The 16,367-nt window shown below is 40.5% G+C and carries 16 protein-coding genes and 4 pseudogenes; 14 read left to right on the top strand and 6 right to left on the bottom strand.

Annotation, left to right across the window (positions count from 1 at the left end; all coding sequences use genetic code 11):
* Positions 1–426: 426 nt before the first annotated feature.
* Together CHI10_RS15355 and CHI10_RS22430 are read right to left on the bottom strand one after the other, a co-directional pair.
* The gene (locus tag CHI10_RS15355) at positions 427–1,530 is read right to left on the bottom strand and encodes a GerAB/ArcD/ProY family transporter (protein ID WP_095245120.1); all 1,104 of its coding nucleotides are present in this window, start codon (positions 1,528–1,530) and stop codon (positions 427–429) included.
* A gap of 75 nt (positions 1,531–1,605) precedes the next feature.
* Complete coding sequence (locus CHI10_RS22430; protein ID WP_179289052.1) at positions 1,606–1,752, bottom strand: hypothetical protein; 147 nt, start codon at positions 1,750–1,752, stop codon at positions 1,606–1,608.
* Between the two features lie 466 nt (positions 1,753–2,218).
* Between CHI10_RS22430 and CHI10_RS22980 the strand changes: the two are divergent.
* From CHI10_RS22980 to CHI10_RS15335, 4 genes and pseudogenes are all read left to right on the top strand, one after another.
* Positions 2,219–2,341 (top strand): annotated as a pseudogene (locus tag CHI10_RS22980) (DUF6366 family protein); the annotation flags it as partial.
* Between the two features lie 52 nt (positions 2,342–2,393).
* On the top strand, positions 2,394–2,891 hold the full coding sequence (locus CHI10_RS15345; RefSeq protein WP_095245103.1) for a DinB family protein: 498 nt from the start codon (positions 2,394–2,396) through the stop codon (positions 2,889–2,891).
* A gap of 236 nt (positions 2,892–3,127) precedes the next feature.
* Entirely contained in the window at positions 3,128–3,550 is a 423-nt protein-coding gene (locus CHI10_RS15340; RefSeq protein ID WP_095245102.1) for a DUF1801 domain-containing protein, read from the top strand.
* Between the two features lie 212 nt (positions 3,551–3,762).
* Positions 3,763–3,951 carry a hypothetical protein gene (locus tag CHI10_RS15335; protein WP_095245101.1) on the top strand — a complete coding sequence of 63 codons (189 nt, stop codon included), beginning with the start codon at positions 3,763–3,765 and terminating at the stop codon, positions 3,949–3,951.
* A 288-nt stretch (positions 3,952–4,239) separates the two neighbouring features.
* Here the strand turns inward: CHI10_RS15335 and CHI10_RS15330 are convergent, their stop codons facing one another.
* Positions 4,240–4,815 carry a CBO0543 family protein gene (locus CHI10_RS15330; protein WP_095245100.1) on the bottom strand — a complete coding sequence of 192 codons (576 nt, stop codon included), beginning with the start codon at positions 4,813–4,815 and terminating at the stop codon, positions 4,240–4,242.
* An 80-nt stretch (positions 4,816–4,895) separates the two neighbouring features.
* On the opposite strand from CHI10_RS15330, the gene CHI10_RS22425 reads away from it, so the two are divergent.
* From CHI10_RS22425 to CHI10_RS15305, 7 genes and pseudogenes are all read left to right on the top strand, one after another.
* Positions 4,896–5,063 (top strand): hypothetical protein, encoded by a 168-nt coding sequence (locus tag CHI10_RS22425; RefSeq protein WP_179289051.1) that lies wholly within the window; start codon positions 4,896–4,898, stop codon positions 5,061–5,063.
* A 165-nt stretch (positions 5,064–5,228) separates the two neighbouring features.
* Positions 5,229–6,274, top strand: a pseudogene (locus CHI10_RS22725) (gamma-glutamyltransferase).
* Positions 6,240–6,929 (top strand): gamma-glutamyltransferase, encoded by a 690-nt coding sequence (locus CHI10_RS22720; protein WP_353615974.1) that lies wholly within the window; start codon positions 6,240–6,242, stop codon positions 6,927–6,929. Before CHI10_RS22725 ends, CHI10_RS22720 begins: the two are co-directional and overlap by 35 nt.
* Before the next feature lie 30 nt (positions 6,930–6,959).
* A complete protein-coding gene (locus CHI10_RS15320; protein ID WP_286137380.1) occupies positions 6,960–8,108 on the top strand; it encodes a M20 family metallopeptidase in 1,149 nt (382 codons plus the stop codon).
* Between the two features lie 236 nt (positions 8,109–8,344).
* A complete protein-coding gene (locus tag CHI10_RS15315) occupies positions 8,345–8,827 on the top strand; it encodes a DUF2975 domain-containing protein (RefSeq protein ID WP_095245099.1) in 483 nt (160 codons plus the stop codon).
* 9 nt (positions 8,828–8,836) lie between these two features.
* Positions 8,837–9,046: a helix-turn-helix domain-containing protein gene (locus CHI10_RS15310; RefSeq protein WP_048008671.1), complete on the top strand. Its 210-nt coding sequence runs from the start codon at positions 8,837–8,839 to the stop codon at positions 9,044–9,046.
* A gap of 128 nt (positions 9,047–9,174) precedes the next feature.
* A complete protein-coding gene (locus CHI10_RS15305; RefSeq protein ID WP_179289053.1) occupies positions 9,175–9,966 on the top strand; it encodes a DUF817 domain-containing protein in 792 nt (263 codons plus the stop codon).
* Between the two features lie 27 nt (positions 9,967–9,993).
* On the opposite strand, the gene CHI10_RS22715 is transcribed toward CHI10_RS15305, so the two are convergent.
* The 3 genes and pseudogenes from CHI10_RS22715 to CHI10_RS15290 all read right to left on the bottom strand — a co-directional run bounded on the left by CHI10_RS22715 (position 9,994) and on the right by CHI10_RS15290 (position 12,508).
* A complete protein-coding gene (locus CHI10_RS22715) occupies positions 9,994–10,485 on the bottom strand; it encodes a CBO0543 family protein (protein ID WP_095245097.1) in 492 nt (163 codons plus the stop codon).
* Between the two features lie 156 nt (positions 10,486–10,641).
* Positions 10,642–11,403: pseudogene (locus tag CHI10_RS15295) on the bottom strand (YibE/F family protein).
* Positions 11,400–12,508, bottom strand: a pseudogene (locus CHI10_RS15290) (YibE/F family protein). Before CHI10_RS15290 ends, CHI10_RS15295 begins: the two co-directional pseudogenes overlap by 4 nt.
* Positions 12,509–12,963: 455 nt before the next feature.
* On the opposite strand from CHI10_RS15290, the gene CHI10_RS15285 reads away from it, so the two are divergent.
* The 3 genes from CHI10_RS15285 to CHI10_RS15275 are packed head-to-tail and all read left to right on the top strand — an operon-like array spanning position 12,964 to position 16,069.
* Positions 12,964–13,566, top strand: a complete 603-nt coding sequence (locus CHI10_RS15285) for a TetR/AcrR family transcriptional regulator (protein WP_095245096.1) — start codon at positions 12,964–12,966, stop codon at positions 13,564–13,566.
* A 2-nt stretch (positions 13,567–13,568) separates the two neighbouring features.
* Positions 13,569–14,471 carry an ABC transporter ATP-binding protein gene (locus CHI10_RS15280; RefSeq protein WP_095245095.1) on the top strand — a complete coding sequence of 301 codons (903 nt, stop codon included), beginning with the start codon at positions 13,569–13,571 and terminating at the stop codon, positions 14,469–14,471.
* Complete coding sequence (locus CHI10_RS15275) at positions 14,471–16,069, top strand: ABC transporter permease (RefSeq protein WP_095245094.1); 1,599 nt, start codon at positions 14,471–14,473, stop codon at positions 16,067–16,069. Before CHI10_RS15280 ends, CHI10_RS15275 begins: the two co-directional genes overlap by 1 nt.
* The last annotated feature ends 298 nt before the right edge of the window (positions 16,070–16,367 follow it).

Raw genomic sequence — 16,367 nt, 5'->3', positions numbered from 1 at the left:
TTTTGAATTAACGGTGCAGACAAGTTTAATAATAATTACTTACATTCTAATATCATTCTTTTAACCAGCTATTAACGATATCTTCAAAACCATGATCTTGCCAAGGAACAATTGCTTTATGTTCTCCAACTTGTGAAATTTTTTCTTGAAATAGCAAATCGCGCAAAAAGTATGCTAACCGTGAATAACCAAATTTTTTTCCACCATTTATCGAAAACCACTCTTGGCCGGGCAGCAGAAAAGAAAATAACTTATATGTCAGGAGGCTTCAAACTGAATTATGGTTAAAAAGGCTCTTTTCGTATAAATAGTTGTTTTTCGCTTATTAACGCAGGCCGGGCGTTAAGCCTCATCGGCGCTTCGCGTCTGCGGAGGCTCACCTGTCCGGCTATGATTACAGATCCATCCACATTAAGATAAGCCTTTTCATTTCTTTTTTACCTTCTTTTTTACCCTCTTGGCAATCATGATGGCGGTAAAAAACAAGGGGATATAAATGAATGTAAAAACAAAGCCAGCTTTCCCAAAATAGTCATTTAGCTGACTAATCCTTTCACGCGAATTAACAAAGTTAATCAGAATTAATAAAGCACTGACAATAAAAAACACGCCTACTTTTTGCTTAATATTAAAAATCCTTTTGATAAGTCTGGAACAAATCCAAATGGCAATACACACATTCGGAAGCATTATTAAGTTCCAGTTTGCAATTCCAATATATTCAAAACGCTCCACAAATGGCATTTCGACGATTTTCCACATGGTCAAAGTGGGCCAAACCTGTTTAGCAAGCTGATCTTCCGAATAATAGGCAAAGGTAATGACTGCTAATATCGTATAGATCAAGGTTGTGGTGAAAACAGCAAGGTGGGCCCACTTTTTGGATTTCTTAGGTTCTTTTATAAAAGGATAAGTGAACAGAATAATCTCAAATCCGATGAAGGTAAGTGACATATTGTAGGAACCGATGAGCAGTTCCTTCACTGAATGATTCCAAATTGGGAGGAGATTATAAAAATTTGAGAACTTAACTGCCCAGCCAAATGTGAGGAGGAGATAAGCCGGCAATACCAGGCCGAAAAAGGCTATCCCGACTACCGTTCTGAACCCTCCAAAAATGATATAAACACAAAGTATCATGAATGCAAGAGAGTACCAGACAGTGTTCAGATCCGGAAACATCCACACTTGAATGACTTCGATAAAGGTTCGTAATATAGCTAGTACGTATAAAAAAAAGTACCCAATGAAAATGGAACTGATTGCTTTGCCGATGAAATTTCCATAAAGGTACGTATGGGCTGTGACAAAATCCCCATCAACCGTTTCGGCAATTTTATATATCATCCAAACTAAAACATGTATGCATCCCCCGGCAAGCAGGATGGAAATCCAGGCATCATAGCCTGCATCTTCTGCGATGTCTCTCTGATAACCAAGAACTCCAATGCCAATTTGCATGGACATAATTAAATAAAACACCAAGAATGGAGATACTTTCAATCTATCTGGTAGTGGCTGCTCCTGAATCTGGCTCACCTCCGTTTCGTGATTGGTAACTGGCTACGGTAAAAATGATATTAATCCATATCCTTTTTTTCTGTGCTATTTCTTGCCAAGCTGAAAAGGATTTCTGGTCCGCAAAAAGAGCGGCCGCTTCGAATGCTTGTGAAATGGAAGCTTGAGCATCGCTTCTTTACCTGCAACTCTTGCCGGATATAATTGCTTAAGTGATGTTTCAATCGTCAGCATGATGTAGCCATTTTTGTTAAGGCCTCACAAATCCGCATATCTGCAACAGGTTACAGTTTAAAGTCATTGATTTCCCGGAATTCCTATTCCGTGAGAAACTCTTAATCCTATCTTCATCCATTAAAGTGGCTGTGAAAGAAAGCCTAAAGAGCACTATTGTTTATGTTCGGCATTACACTTATTGTTTCCGTATTTGGAAAAGTTATGAATGAGTGGATAAGAATTGCTGGAGCAATCCTTATTTTATAAACGAAGAAGCTGTTGGAAGAAGAGTGTAAATAAAGCATTAATTTTATACATATATATTAGATTCCGATTATGAACAAGATAACAAATCCTGAGTACTTAGCTGCCTAATCAAATCAGGAAGCCTTTGTTAATGAGAAAAACGGCTAGGAATAAAAGGTATAAGCGCTTGAATACAGAATATATTCACAATAGAAACAGTTTGCAGGGGGTATTTAATATTAATAAGCGAGATGAAACACCTGAGGAAAAAAGAGAACGACTAAAACAAAGTGAATTAAATACAACTTCTGCTTTAAACGATTCGCTAAATAGAGGAAGTAAAGCGAATTTAACTTTTGGACCGATAGCTATTAACTTTAATGTGATTACACTTAACAGTGAGGAGTGGTTGTATGCAAGTTGTAACTAACATGTATGTAGAACAACTCGACATGCATTGGCATGAAAATGAATGGTTTGCATCCATAGATCAGGCGCTTCATGAAGTCACTGCAGCTGAAGCAGCATGGAGAAGTTCTGGAAACAGCAATTCGATTTGGCAGATTGTTAATCACTTGATATTTTGGAATGAGGACATAACCCATCGAATCGAGGGCACTGAAAATCCTCGTAAGGCACAAGACAATGAAGTAACCTTTGGAAATCCGGGGGATCCAGAGGACGAATCCGGATGGGCGCAGACAGTGCAGCGTCTTAATGACGTCATGAATAAATTAAAAGAAGTCATTGCGGAACTTGATGATGAAAAGTTAAAAGCTCCGTATGCAGCCAACAGTAACTCTATTGAGCGTTTACTAAGCAATATCATGATGCACGATACGTATCATGTAGGCCAAATTGTTCTTTTGCGAAAGCTGCAATCCTCATGGCCTGGGGTGGATTGGTCTTAAAACAGCACAATAAAGCAGAATTGACGGTAGAGAGGGAAATAGCCATTATATTAAAGAGAAAAATAGTAACTGCTATTCTAAGCAGTTTGTTATTGCATTGGTTTTTTCAATCCTTGGCTGGTTTGAAGAGGTAGGAGATTGGGGTATGGCTTACGAATATATTAGTATAAAATGAAGGAAGAATAGAAAATGATTATTATGTATACATGATACTCAGAGAATAGGAGAGCAAATCAATGTCAGAACCGAAGATGAAAGAAACCGGCAAAAGTGTAATTGAATTTATTGAAAGTGTGGAAAATGAGAAGAAGAAGGCAGATGCCTATCAGCTGTTAGAAATTTTCGAAGAGGTAACTGGTTTTGAGGCGAAAATGTGGGGGCCCAGTATTATAGGCTTTGGCAGCTACCACTATAAGTATGCATCAGGACGCGAAGGGGATGCGCCTTTAGTGGGTTTTTCCCCAAGGAAGGCTAAGATTAGTCTTTATTTGACCTATGAAAGTGAGGAAAGAGAAAAACTATTAGAAAGCTTTGGTAAACACACGAAGAGTAAGGCTTGTATTTATGTTAATAAATTAGCAGATATCAATACCAGTGTATTAAAGGACTTAATTAAACTTACAGTAGAAACATATCAGAGTCTTTATCCGAACGAATAGAATTATTGCCATTGTTCTAAATCGATATCAACAAAACCGGCGCGTTTCTTTAGCAAGAAAGCGTCTACTTTATCCTTACACATAAAAATAATGATGATTATCTCTACAAGGTGCGTCGAAGATTTAACCAGTTTTTACTGGTTTTATTTTTTATATGAACTTTTATTCCATTACCAGGGTAAAACCTGCCAGATGCGAACGGGATGATAACGATGACGAAATTATCGTATAGTGGTTTAAAATATGGAGAAAGCGATGTGGAAATAAAATTATTGGTGGATTTACAAAACGATTGGTTGGAGGTGACGCATACCAAGGAAGTGTCTCAAGTAATGAATAAATCAACTGGCGAATATATCCAGGTGTATCGAAATACCTTAAAATTTGAGGTAGTATCATAGTATGAAGAAAATGCGAATTTAATTTATAGTTGTAGCCATAACGAATAGCAAAGTTCGTTTTGGCTTTTTTTTGTTCATTTCACAGTTGAATTCGTAAATCCCAATTATCACTCTGCAATAAATAATTCAGTGTCCTGATAAGGTGTGAATGGATCTGGGAAATGCACTTAAATACAATTTAAATGTTGTCATATTAATAAAAAATATTACGAATTCGTATGTGAAAGTCATTGCTTTTTAATGTATTTTACTCCAAAACTGAACTGCTCAGTTATATAGGAAAGTCTTTTATTTATTTCCTGTTCCTTTTTCCAGACCTTGAAAACTCTCCATTCTCGTTACCCAGTATCCGCTGTAATATAGAGTGAGAAAGATGACAAAATCATATAAAGTAGACCAGTTTTTGGGATTGTAGAAATCAATGGCGTTAAATAAATTCATTCCACCGAAAGCTGCAATGGCAGAGAATATGATTCCCTTCAGCAATGTATTCATTTCAGGTTTAATCTGCAGAGCTAGCATGATACCTACTGGAGCCAGTGAAAAGTGATACGGCAAAAATAAAAATGGTGCCAGGGGGATAATAACCATAGGGTAGGACCATAACCCCAAAGATAATGCTGCCAGATCTATTGTCAGGGATAAAATGATGACTGCCAATCCAGCCAGGAGAAGACGCCCGGTGCTGTCTTTCTTCCTGCACTTAAACCATATCAGCCAGGGAATGATAAACAAAGCAAGTCCGGCCCACCATTGCCACGTATTAATAAAATTATTCTTCACTATATCCGCGAATACAGAGCTTATATCCGTAAATTGTTCGTATGCCTGTTCAGACTTGACCAGTCCTTTTTCAAACGCCATGGCAGCTCCCCCATTCTTTTTACTTATTTTCAATTGATTTTTTTGTATTTTCTTTCCACCTTTAGACAATAGGTCAGAAGATGCCGAACACATTCGAAGCAATCTTTAATATGCTCAGAATTTCATTTGATAATACTAATGAATCGAAATCTCCGCTTCATATGATTGAAGTTAGAGACTTGTGGAAGTATGTAACCTTAGTAGAAGAATTTATTCGGTATGAAGAAATGAGCTTAGTAGAATTATAAATTCAGATAAAAGATCCATTTATTACAGGCATTCGGATCTTAAGTTATCCAAATGGCTTAAGGTCCGGTGCCTTTTTTTGTATGTTTCAGCTATTTTCAGCCGGGTACAAGAAATGAAAAGCTTTTTATTAAAATAGAGAATCCAAAATCCTTTAAGTTATATGAATGAGATTTGGGCTGTACCCCATAGGAGGGATATCAATGGATAAGGTGGATACCAGGCATATGGAAAGAGACACCGAGGACAAGCGGCAGAAGGCGACTGGCACTCATGGGATGGCTGCTTCTGCAGTTCATGAAGCAACGAAGGCAGGTGCCGAAATCTTAAGAAACGGCGGCAACGCCATGGATGCCCTGGTCGCGATCCAATTTGCTCTTAGTGTGGTTGAAGTGTTTAACACTGGCATAGGAGCAAGCGGATATATCGTGTATTTTGATCAGAAAACAAAAAGACCAGGGTGATCAACGGCCATTCACAGACACCTTCAGGGGCAGATAAAGATCAGTTCACAAATGAAAAGGGAGAAACCACTCCTTATTTTCAGCAGACCATTGATGCCAGGTTTGCAGGAATTCCAGGCATTATGAAGGCTATGGGAGAGGGGCATCAAAAGTTTGGGACAAAGCCGATGGAGGACCTGATTGAGCCTGCCGTTAAACTGGCTGAAGAAGGCTTTAGGGTGAATTGGCAATGGGACGAAGTCATCGAAATCCTTCATATCAGATTGGGGGAAGAAGCAAAGAAATTTTTTATGCCTGAAGGAGTCCCTTTAGTGAAAGGAGATTGGGTTCGAAACAAAGATCTGGCAAAGACTCTTAGAATCCTGCAAAAGAAAGGGATAAAAGCGATTTATGAAGGTGAAATTGCAGATGCCATCATCCATACACTTAAAGAGCAGGGCGGTATTATGACGAATGAGGATCTGCAAGACTATCGGGCACCGATAGAAGAACCTTTGATGGGAACATACAGAGGCTATGAAATTGCCGTTCCAGGACCACCTAATGGCGGGGGAATTTCATTGCTGCAGATTTTAGGGATTCTGGAAGGGTTTGAGCTTAACAGGTATAGAGTATCTTCCTGGGAAAAGTATTATTTATTCTCAGAGGCAATGAGATTAGCATTCACTGATAAGCTGGCTTATATCGGAGATCCTAATTTTTCTGAAATTCCGGTTGAAGGTCTGCTTCAAAAAGAGGGGAAGGATTGACTGGAAATCGAGAAATGCGGAAATTGACTGCGGCAACCCCTGGAAGTTCCAGGGCAGCGATCGTCCGAGAGGCGAAGTAAAAGTGCATCAAACAGGAAAGGATACTACGCATTTTACCGTAGCTGACAGATGGGGGAACATTGCAGCCTGCACGTCTTCAAATGAGCATATTATGGGTTCAGGCATCATGGTACCAGGTTACGGATCTTTGCTGAACAATGATTTGACCGATTTTACCCCGGAAGCGAACCATATCAATAGCCTGGCACCAAATAAACAGCCGGTCAGTGCAAAAGTACCTGCTGTAGTACTAAAGGATGGGGTGCCGGTTTTAACGCTGGGCTCTCCTGGGGGGCCAACTATTGTTGCTTCAGTTTCACAAGTTATCAGTCATATTCTCGACTTTGAAATGGATGTAAAAGCCGCAATTGAAGAACCCAGGATTTATAACAGTGTGGGACCGGATGTCTGGTCTGAGCAAGGTATTGCCCAAAGTGTACTTGACAGACTCCGCAAAATGGGATTTCAGTTTGATGATACGGACAGACCCATTGGGAATGTCCAGGCAATCTTTTTGGATCATGACACCGGCATGCTGCATGGTGCAGCTGATTCAAGCAGGCCAGGATCGGCCATTGGAATTAATGAAGTATAGCCAGAAGATTATTAAAAAGGAGTGATTGCGTTGAATCAATATGAAGCCTATTTGGATGACAAAATGCCTGAAATGATGAACCTGCTCGAGGAACTGGTGAATATAGACAGCGGCTCTTACCATAAAGAAGGAGTGGACAAGGTTGGTACTGTTTTGAGGAAGGAATTTGAGAAGTTGGAAATGGATGTTCTTGTTCACCGTGAAGCGGAGTATGGAGACCATCTGGAGATAAAAGCCGAAAAGGATAGTGACCCTAAAATCATTATTATTGCCCATATGGATACCGTATTTCCAGAGGGAGAATCAGAAAAACGGCCATTCAAAGTGATTGGTGATAAAGCTTATGGACCGGGAGTGAGTGATGAAAAGGCAAGCCATGTATCCGTTTTGTACGCATTGAAACTTCTAAAGGAAAGAGGCTCGGAAGCATATAAAAATGTACATCTGATTTTTAATAGTGATGAAGAAATCGGATCACGAAAATCAAAAGCCATTATAAAAGAGGCGTCGATAGGTAAAAAATTCTCACTTGTCGTTGAATCCGGAAGACCCGATGACGGCATAGTGACAGAGAGAAAAGGAATTGGCAGGTTTATCTTTGATGTTAAAGGAAAAAGTGCCCATGCCGGAGTTGAACCAGAAAGAGGGAGAAGTGCCATCGATGAACTGGCACATAAAGTAGTTAAACTTCATGACTTAAATGACTATGAGCGGGGCTTATCGGTCAATGTGGGTTTAATTCAAGGCGGCATCTCATCCAATACCGTCGCTCCGGATGCAGAAGCACAAGCGGATGTACGAGTGAAGAACATGGAACAGGCAAAGGAAATCACTGCAAAAATCACAGAAATTGCAGAGGAGGAGGAGGTGCAGGGAACAGAAACCAGCTTATCAGGTAAAATTGGAAGACCGCCAATGGAAAAAGTCGCAGGAACGGATAATTTGATTGAGGAAATAAAGGCTGCAGGGGAAGAACTGGGAATGTCGATCAGAGAAGTCAGCACCGGCGGAGGTTCGGATGCAGCGTATACATCCACTGAAGGTATCCCAACCGTAGACGGAATGGGGCCGCTCGGAGAATTTTCCCACAGTGAGACGGATGAATATGTCGATTTAAAAACATTTCCGAAGCGAGCGGCTTTATTGGCAAGAACGATTGAAAGGTTAAGCAGGGTATAGAATAAGAACTTAATTGCTCGGCCTGTGTGGGCCGGGTTTTTCTGTGGGGAAATTGAATAGCCCATGTAAGAATAAAAGCTTTGAGCCTGCAGATTTGGATTCATTTTTAAAAGGAAAGTGAGCCTCCATTTATCCTTACTTCAATAAAAAAATAATAAAAAACATTATTTATTTATTGAAAAACGATAAATAATGTAATAGAATCAAAATGAAAATATGAAGTGAGGTGTATATTCATGGAAAAAGTAACAACATTGTTTTTAAAAATAGCCGTCTTCCTTTTGGGGGTACCGATTTTGGTTTTGTGCATTTTTTTGGTACCTGAGCTGGGGGAAGCTGCAGGTGAATTGCTGCCGAATTTTGTTTTCATTAAATATTTGGTTTACATCGTGTTTTATGCTTCGACGATTCCTTTTTATTTTGCGCTGTATCAGGCTTTCAAACTTTTGCGCTATATTGACAAAAATAAAGCTTTCTCAGATTTATCTGTCATAGCTTTAAAGAAAATTAAATATTGTGCCATCACCATCGCTGGATTGCATGTACTGGTAGTACCGGTCTTCTATCTCTTTGCGGAATTTGAAGATGCCCCTGGTGTCATCTTCGCTGGCTTGCTGGTTCCTTTTGCTTCAATGGTTATCGCAGTCTTTGCGGCTGTTCTGCAAAAGCTTTTGCAAGAGGCAATCGATATAAAATCAGAAAACGATTTAACGGTCTGAGGTGAGAACATGGCTATTATTATAAATGTTGATGTGATGCTGGCTAAAAGGAAAATGAGTGTAACAGAATTGTCAGAGAGAGTGGGAATCACAATGGCAAATCTCTCTATATTGAAGAATGGAAAAGCAAAAGCGATCCGATTTTCAACCTTGGAGGCCATTTGCAAGGCGCTGGATTGCCAGCCTGGAGATATTCTGGAATATCGAAGTGATGAATAAGTGGAACAGGGGGACAGGTTCATCGTCCCGATTGGGACAATGAACCTGTCCCTTTGTCCCATCCCTTTGTCCCAATGAAAGGGGGATTTCAGATGCAAATGACCATTCGAAAAATGGAAGCTCAGCTGATGAACGCACTGCAGCAGCTCGTTCGTTTCGGCTGGAAACAGGCTTTATCTTGTTTGTTTCCTGTTGTTATTTTTGCTTCTTTAGCTTTAACCAAATTCCTGCCGCTGTCTATTCTGCCGCGATATGACTGGATGCTGATCATCTGTCTGCTGATGCAGTGGTTCATGGTGCGCTCTGGGCTAGAAACAAAGGATGAATTGAAGGTTATAACTTTATTCCACATTATTGGTCTTGCACTTGAACTATTTAAGGTGCATATGGGCTCATGGGCTTATCCGGAGGAGGGTTATTCCAAAGTGTTGGGTGTTCCTTTGTACAGCGGTTTCATGTATGCCAGTGTAGCAAGTTATCTCTGCCAGGCTTGGAGAAGGCTTAATGTTAAACTGATAAAATGGCCGCCTTCCCTCGCAGTAATGCCTCTTGCTGCTGCGATTTATTTAAATTTTTTCACCCATCATTATTGGATCGATATCCGCTGGTGGCTGTCAGGAATGGTTTTGATTGTTTATTGGAGATCCTGGGTCAGTTACGAGGTAGGCGGAATCCAATACCGTATGCCGCTTGCCCTTTCTTTTGTGCTGATCGGGTTCTTCATATGGGTAGCCGAAAATATTGCCACCTTCTTTGGAGCTTGGGAATATCCCAATCAGGCAGATGCTTGGAGTCTAGTTCATCTGGGAAAGGTGAGTTCCTGGCTGCTATTAGTGATTGTCAGCTTTCTTATCGTGGCTACGCTAAAGAGGGTTAAAGGAAACAGTTCCGCTGGCACAGCTGCTAGTCAAACTAGATAACTTAAGAGATTATGTTTATTTGCCTGTTTAAAGGTAATCAAACAAAAATAAATAAAGGGCTGCAATCGGAGCCGAAAGAATTAGTGCCCGCAGTTTATGGACATAATGTAATCGGATCATAGGAAACATAATGACGACAAATAAAAAAGACCACCAAATATTCCAGCCATTATGGTAGCTTATGAAATGAAAGCGGAATGCCAGCCATTCAGTTGACCAAAACAAAAATATCCAATATATAAAATAAAGTATTTTACTTTTAAACTTGGCGGGATAATTAGATAGGAACACAAAACCAATTAATGGATTGATCACAATATTGTGCATTAAATGGACTCCCATTAGAGTCAGAGTGTCTTTTTCCAGTTCCCATAAGTGAAAATGACTATGTGAAATAAATTCATAAATGAAAGAGGCCACGGAAATATAGAGCATAGTAGGATAGTATCTTTCCCAGTTTTTCCAGTCGCCTTTTATACAAGAAAGAATGATTACCAATATTACAAGGATGTAATGCATAGGTTCACCTCATTTTACTGTTAACTAGTATGGACGATATTTGTAAACAAATACCTTCATTTGTAAAAAATAGGCAATTCATCCTTGTAATCTATTTATGGGAATCTGAATGACTGCTTAAACCATTCATACCTTGGAGCAATAACCCATTCATGGCTATTCAGGTGTATCCGCCGTATTTCCTTTTTTCACTAAATATAATGCCGTAATCCATGAAGTAACGGGAATCACCATTGTTACCCCAATTCCTGCACAGAAGATCGTAATCATCTCGCCGCTGAAAATCTTGGAATTGATAATTTCACCTGGTGAATAAGATAGGTCTTTAAACCATATAAGCAGTGCTAAATATCCGCCAAAGAAGGCGAAAAATAACGTGTTGGTGCTTGTTCCGAGAATATCCTTACCGATGCTGATGCCGGCTTGGAATAATTCCCGGGTGGTGATATTGAATTTCCCGCATTGGGGAAGAAATGGCCATAGCAGCATCTGTTATGGCGCCGATGGTACTCATGATGATGACAGAAGCAGCCACTTTTACAAAATCAATCCCAATATAAAGGGAAAATATGCTCAACTCCTCTATTTCCTCTTCACCAAATCCTTGAATCATGGCATTTTCGGCAATGATGACAATGAACACAATGAGAACAACCGTAGTAATGATAGAAGCCAGAAATGCGGTGATCGTCTTAATGTTCACTTCATTTATAAAAAATAGATTGATACAGCCAATGAAGGCACATGCGAATAATGTAACGATAATTGGATTGATGTTTGGATCGTTCATAAAGAAAAGGACAAATATAATCACTCCGAAGTTGAGGAAAATCGCAAAAAAGATCGGGCTCCTTTTTTCCCGCCGATAAGGGTCATCAGAATAAATAATATGGCTGCCAGCACTAGTATTGCATTCATTTTCGTGCCCTCTTTCTATTAATGAAATATATGGCAGTATAGAGGCCAATCGGAATGGTGATGACGATTCCGATTCCTCCGGCAAGTGCACGGGCTAATTCCAGTGAAAGGTTCATGGATAGGCTGAACCCGAGCGGTGAGTCATTTTTTATATACAAAATGAGCATCGGAATGGAGCCGCTGATATAGGCGAAAAACAAAATATTCGTCATGGTGCCCATAATGTCTTTGCCCACTTCCATTCCAGAGCGCTTAAGAGCTTGCACGGGAATGCTGTTATTCTTTTCATATAAGCTAAACAGTGAAGAGGACATGGTAATGGCTACATCCATAACCGCTCCTAACGAGCCGATAAATAAACCGGCTAAGAACACCATTCGATAGGGCCTCGTTATAAACTGAAGCTCTTCGTATCTCAGCCCTTTCCCGCCAGTTAGCCAAATGACCAGATAAGTGATCAATAATGACAAAAATACTGCCGCAAGCGTTGCGATAATGGCAGCATATGTTTTTTCGTTAAAGCCGTTTACGAGCAGAAGGTAGGTAACGGTAAATAAGATGACTGCCGCACTGCATATCAGCAGCAGGCTTATTTCCGGATTCTTCAGATATACATCCAATACATAGGATAGCAGCACGGCATTGACTGCCAGGCTGATGATGGAAAAGAGACCTTGCTTTTTACCGACAAAGAGAAGTAGATCCATGCTGTGATTAGTATGTAATGATCCCGCTTCAGATCAAGGATATCTCCGCTTAATTCTGCAGCACCTGCTGTTTTCTCCTTTATGGACACAAATAATTTTTGCCCGCTTTGAATTTCATAGTCATAGGCTTTGGATTTAGAATACTGATTTGTTATGAGAATATGCTGTCCTTTTGCTTTTCCATTCGTAATTTCGGCTATGATCCGCTGTTCATAAACGCGGTCTTCATTATCGTAAATATCCGTAACTTCTTCAGAGTGAACAAGTTTGACTTCCTTTACTTCTGCTATTGTGCGTTCATAGAAAGAATCATTGTTTTGGACCAACAGTATGGAGGCAGCTATGCATATTGCCAATATAATATAAAAATAGATCACTTTATTAGGGATGTTACTCAAAATAAACCTCCGGAAGTATAAAAATAGAAGAGCTTTGCAAAGGACTAAGGATATCAGTAACTTTTTCGGACAGTCAAGTTTATCCCTGTTCTGGAGGGGAGACTTGTCACTCAAAAAAAAAATCATCCAAAAGGATGAAAGAGCAGCTAATTCATGAAGTTACTACTTTTGCACATCTAACGTTTCTTTTTGCTGTTTCTCTTTTTTCTGATTTTCAGCATCCTTCTTGAAAGCCTCCATTGCTTTATAGAAAAGCAGAGTCATTTTGATCACCTCCTTATTAGCATGTATCCCCCTGTATTTTTAAGTAAAACTAAGAATGAAAAATTGATAATTTTTGTCAAAATCAATGATAAAATCATTGACCAGTGTGGTCAATTTTGTTATTTTTGAAATGACCACATTGGTCATTTTTGTGAAAGGAGTGCAATATAATTAATACTACTTTTTACAGTTTGAAACCCGAAAAACAGGAACGAATTATTAATGCAGCCATGAAAGAATTTGTAAAGAGCGGCTTTGAAAAGGCATCTACAAATGAAATGGTAAAGGATGCACAAATAAGCAAAGGCTCATTGTTCAACTATTTCAGCAATAAAAAGGATTTGTATCTCTTTTTGATACAGAATGCAGTAAACATCATTGAACAAATCTATACAGAAATAGACATGAATGAGAGGGACATTTTTGAAAGAATCAGTCAGGTGGGGTTCATTAAGTTAAACATCCAAAAGAAATACCCCCTTGTATTTGATTTCTTGAAATCGCTGCTTGAAGAAGAGGCTCAGGATGTAAAATCTGAAATAAATCAACTGCTGGCAAGCATTCAGAAAGATGGCATGAAAAGAATCTACGAAAATATCGACTGGTCAAAGCTTCGGGAGGATATAGAACCTGAAAAAGCGATGAATATCCTTAATTGGACCATGACTGGTTTTGCGGAGCTGCAAATCGCCAAAATTAAGTCATTTGTGGATATCGGTAACGAGGTGTTTAACGAATGGGACAGCTATAAAGAAATTTTAAAGCGCTGTTTTTATAAAAATGGGGAGGAATGAGCATGAGCCTTTTAAAAGTAACCAGCCTGACAAAGAAATTCGGCAAATTTACGGCATTGGATGGGGTAAATCTTGAGTTGCATAAAGGTGAAGTACTGGGCTTCATCGGACCCAATGGCGCGGGTAAATCAACTACAATCCGGGTATTATTGGGGATCTTAAAGGCGACAAGCGGAGAAGTAAAGCTTTTTAACAAAGATGCCTGGCAGGATGCTGTTGACATTCATAAAAGGGTTGCCTATGTGCCTGGTGACGTGAATCTTTGGCCGAACTTAACAGGGGGAGAGGTCATTGATTTATTTATAAAATTAAATGGCACTGCGAATAAGGAGAAACGTGATGAGTTAATCGATAAATTTGATTTGGATCCTTCCAAGAAGTGCAGAACCTACTCCAAGGGAAACAGGCAAAAGGTTGCGCTGATTGCGGCCTTTGCCTCTGATGCTGACCTGTTTATTCTGGATGAGCCGACATCAGGGCTCGATCCCTTGATGGAAAAGATTTTTCAGGAAAGTGTGATGGATGTTAAAAGCCAGGGAAAGAGCGTACTCCTGTCCAGTCATATCTTATCTGAGGTAGAAAAGCTGTGCGACCGGGTAAGCATTATTCGTCAAGGCAGGATTATTGAGTCGGGAACTTTAAGTGAACTTCGCCATTTAACCCGGACTCAAATCCTCGTGGACACGAAGCTGCCAATTACAGGTTTAAAAGAACTGAAAGGTATCCATGACATTCAAGAAAGTAAACATGGGATGACGTTTCAGGTGGATACAACGGAAATGGATGGTGTGATTAAGCACATTTCTCCATTTGGCATCATCCGTTTGGAAAGTGCCCCGCCGACCTTGGAGGATCTATTTATGCGCCATTATGAAGGGGAAAAGGATGCAGGAGGTGTCCGCTGATGGCAGGCAATCATTTGGCGAAAACCATTTTCCTTTCAAAATTTATCTTCCGTCTCGACCGTTTGCGGATCCCGATCTGGGTGCTGGCACTTACCTTTTTTACGATAATCGTTCCAACTTCCTTCAAGGGATTATACAATTCCCAGCAGGAAAGAGAAGCTATGGCCCAGACGATGGCCAACCCGGCAATGACTGCCATGACTGGTCCCGCGGATTTAAGCAACTATACAGTTGGCGTCATGACAGCCCACCAAATGCTTTTAATGACTGCTGCTGTGACCGGTTTAATGAGCATCCTCCTGGTAACGCGGCATACCAGGGCAGATGAAGAGGATGGGCGCCTGGAATTGCTCCGTTCGCTGCCTGTTGGGCGACTATCCTATTTAAATGCAACCCTGCTTACAGTATCGGCAGCTTGCATCGGATTGGCTCTGATTAATGGATTCAGCCTTTATGCCCTTGGAATTGAAAGCATGGATCTGGAGGGGTCATTGCTTTATGGTGCAGCATTAGGGGCGGCGGGTTTATTTTTCGCAGGAGTAACAGCCGTGTTTGCTCAAGCTTCAGATAGTTCACGGGGAACCATCGGTTATTCGATAGCCATTCTTCTTATTTCTTATCTTTTTAGAGCGATCACAGACATCAGCAATGAATCATTATCCTGGCTTTCGCCGCTCGCGTGGGTAACCAAAGCAGAAGTCTATGATTCTAATAATTGGTGGCCTGTTGTCTTGATGGTTGCTGCAGCTATGGTTCTATTTGCCGCTGCGAATTATTTGAACGCTATTCGGGATCTGGATCGAGGATTTTTTCCATCCAGGCCCGGAAAACAATATGCATCCCGCTTTTTGCAGAGTCCAATCGGCCTTGCGTTTAGATTACAGCGGATCGGAATCATTTCATGGGCAATCGGCATGTTTGTGCTGGGAGCTTCCTACGGGTCGGTATTAGGGGATCTGGAATCATTTTTCGCCGATAATGAAGCCATGAAGCAGCTCCTAAAGCCAACAGAAGGGGTCACATTAGTGGAACAGTTCATTCCAATGCTGATGATTGTTATTTCACTGATGGCAACGATTCCTCCAGTGATGGCCATGAATAAACTTCGAGGTGAAGAGAAGAAGGAACGATTGGTTCATCTTTTGAGCAGATCCGTTTCGCGGAGCAAGCTGTTAGGAAGCTATTTCGTCATTTCTGTCATTAACGGATTTCTCATGCTCTCGCTGGCAGCACTCGGATTATGGTCTGCCGGGACTGCTGTGGTGGAAGGCGGGTTGTCTTTTGGGATGATCTTTGGTGCAGCATTGTCCTATTACCCAGCGATGCTTGTCATGATCAGCCTGGCCGTCCTTCTGATTGGATTCCTGCCAAAATTCACAGGTCTCATTTGGCTTTACGTCTTATATTCTTTTATTGTGCTGTATCTAGGAGGTTTATTCCAATTCTCTGACTGGATCGGCAGCCTTTCTCCTTTTGGCCATGTTCCGCAGGCACCAATTGAGGAATTTTCACTTATTCCGCTGCTGTTATTATGTATGGCTGCCGCGGTGCTGACGTTAGCAGGGTTTATAGGGTTTAATAGGCGGGATATTGAATAATGATAGTTAAAGATAGATATTAAGAAACGCAATCCTCTTAAAGTGATTGAACAGTTTTTGAGAAAATGGCATCCGATAAGGCTGTCATTTTTTATCGCAGTTTAACGGGCAGTAAGACCCCCACTTCAAGACTCAGAGGAATCAAAGGAGTCAAACTGTCCGTAAAGGCCCGAAAAGAAAAAAAAGACTAAGAACCCCACGTCCTGTGGCAACGTCTTTGTGACCCACTTCCTGTGGGCCTCAACTAACAATCAGTGGGGGATAAGGAAAACCCCCACTGATTGAAGTTTCACTTTAT

Origin of the sequence: Bacillus sp. 7894-2, from assembly GCF_002272225.1 — a bacterium.
Lineage (GTDB): Bacteria > Bacillota > Bacilli > Bacillales > Cytobacillaceae > Cytobacillus.
The sequence above is the reverse complement of the archived record's forward strand: the minus strand, read 5'-3'. Positions and strand labels throughout refer to the sequence as shown.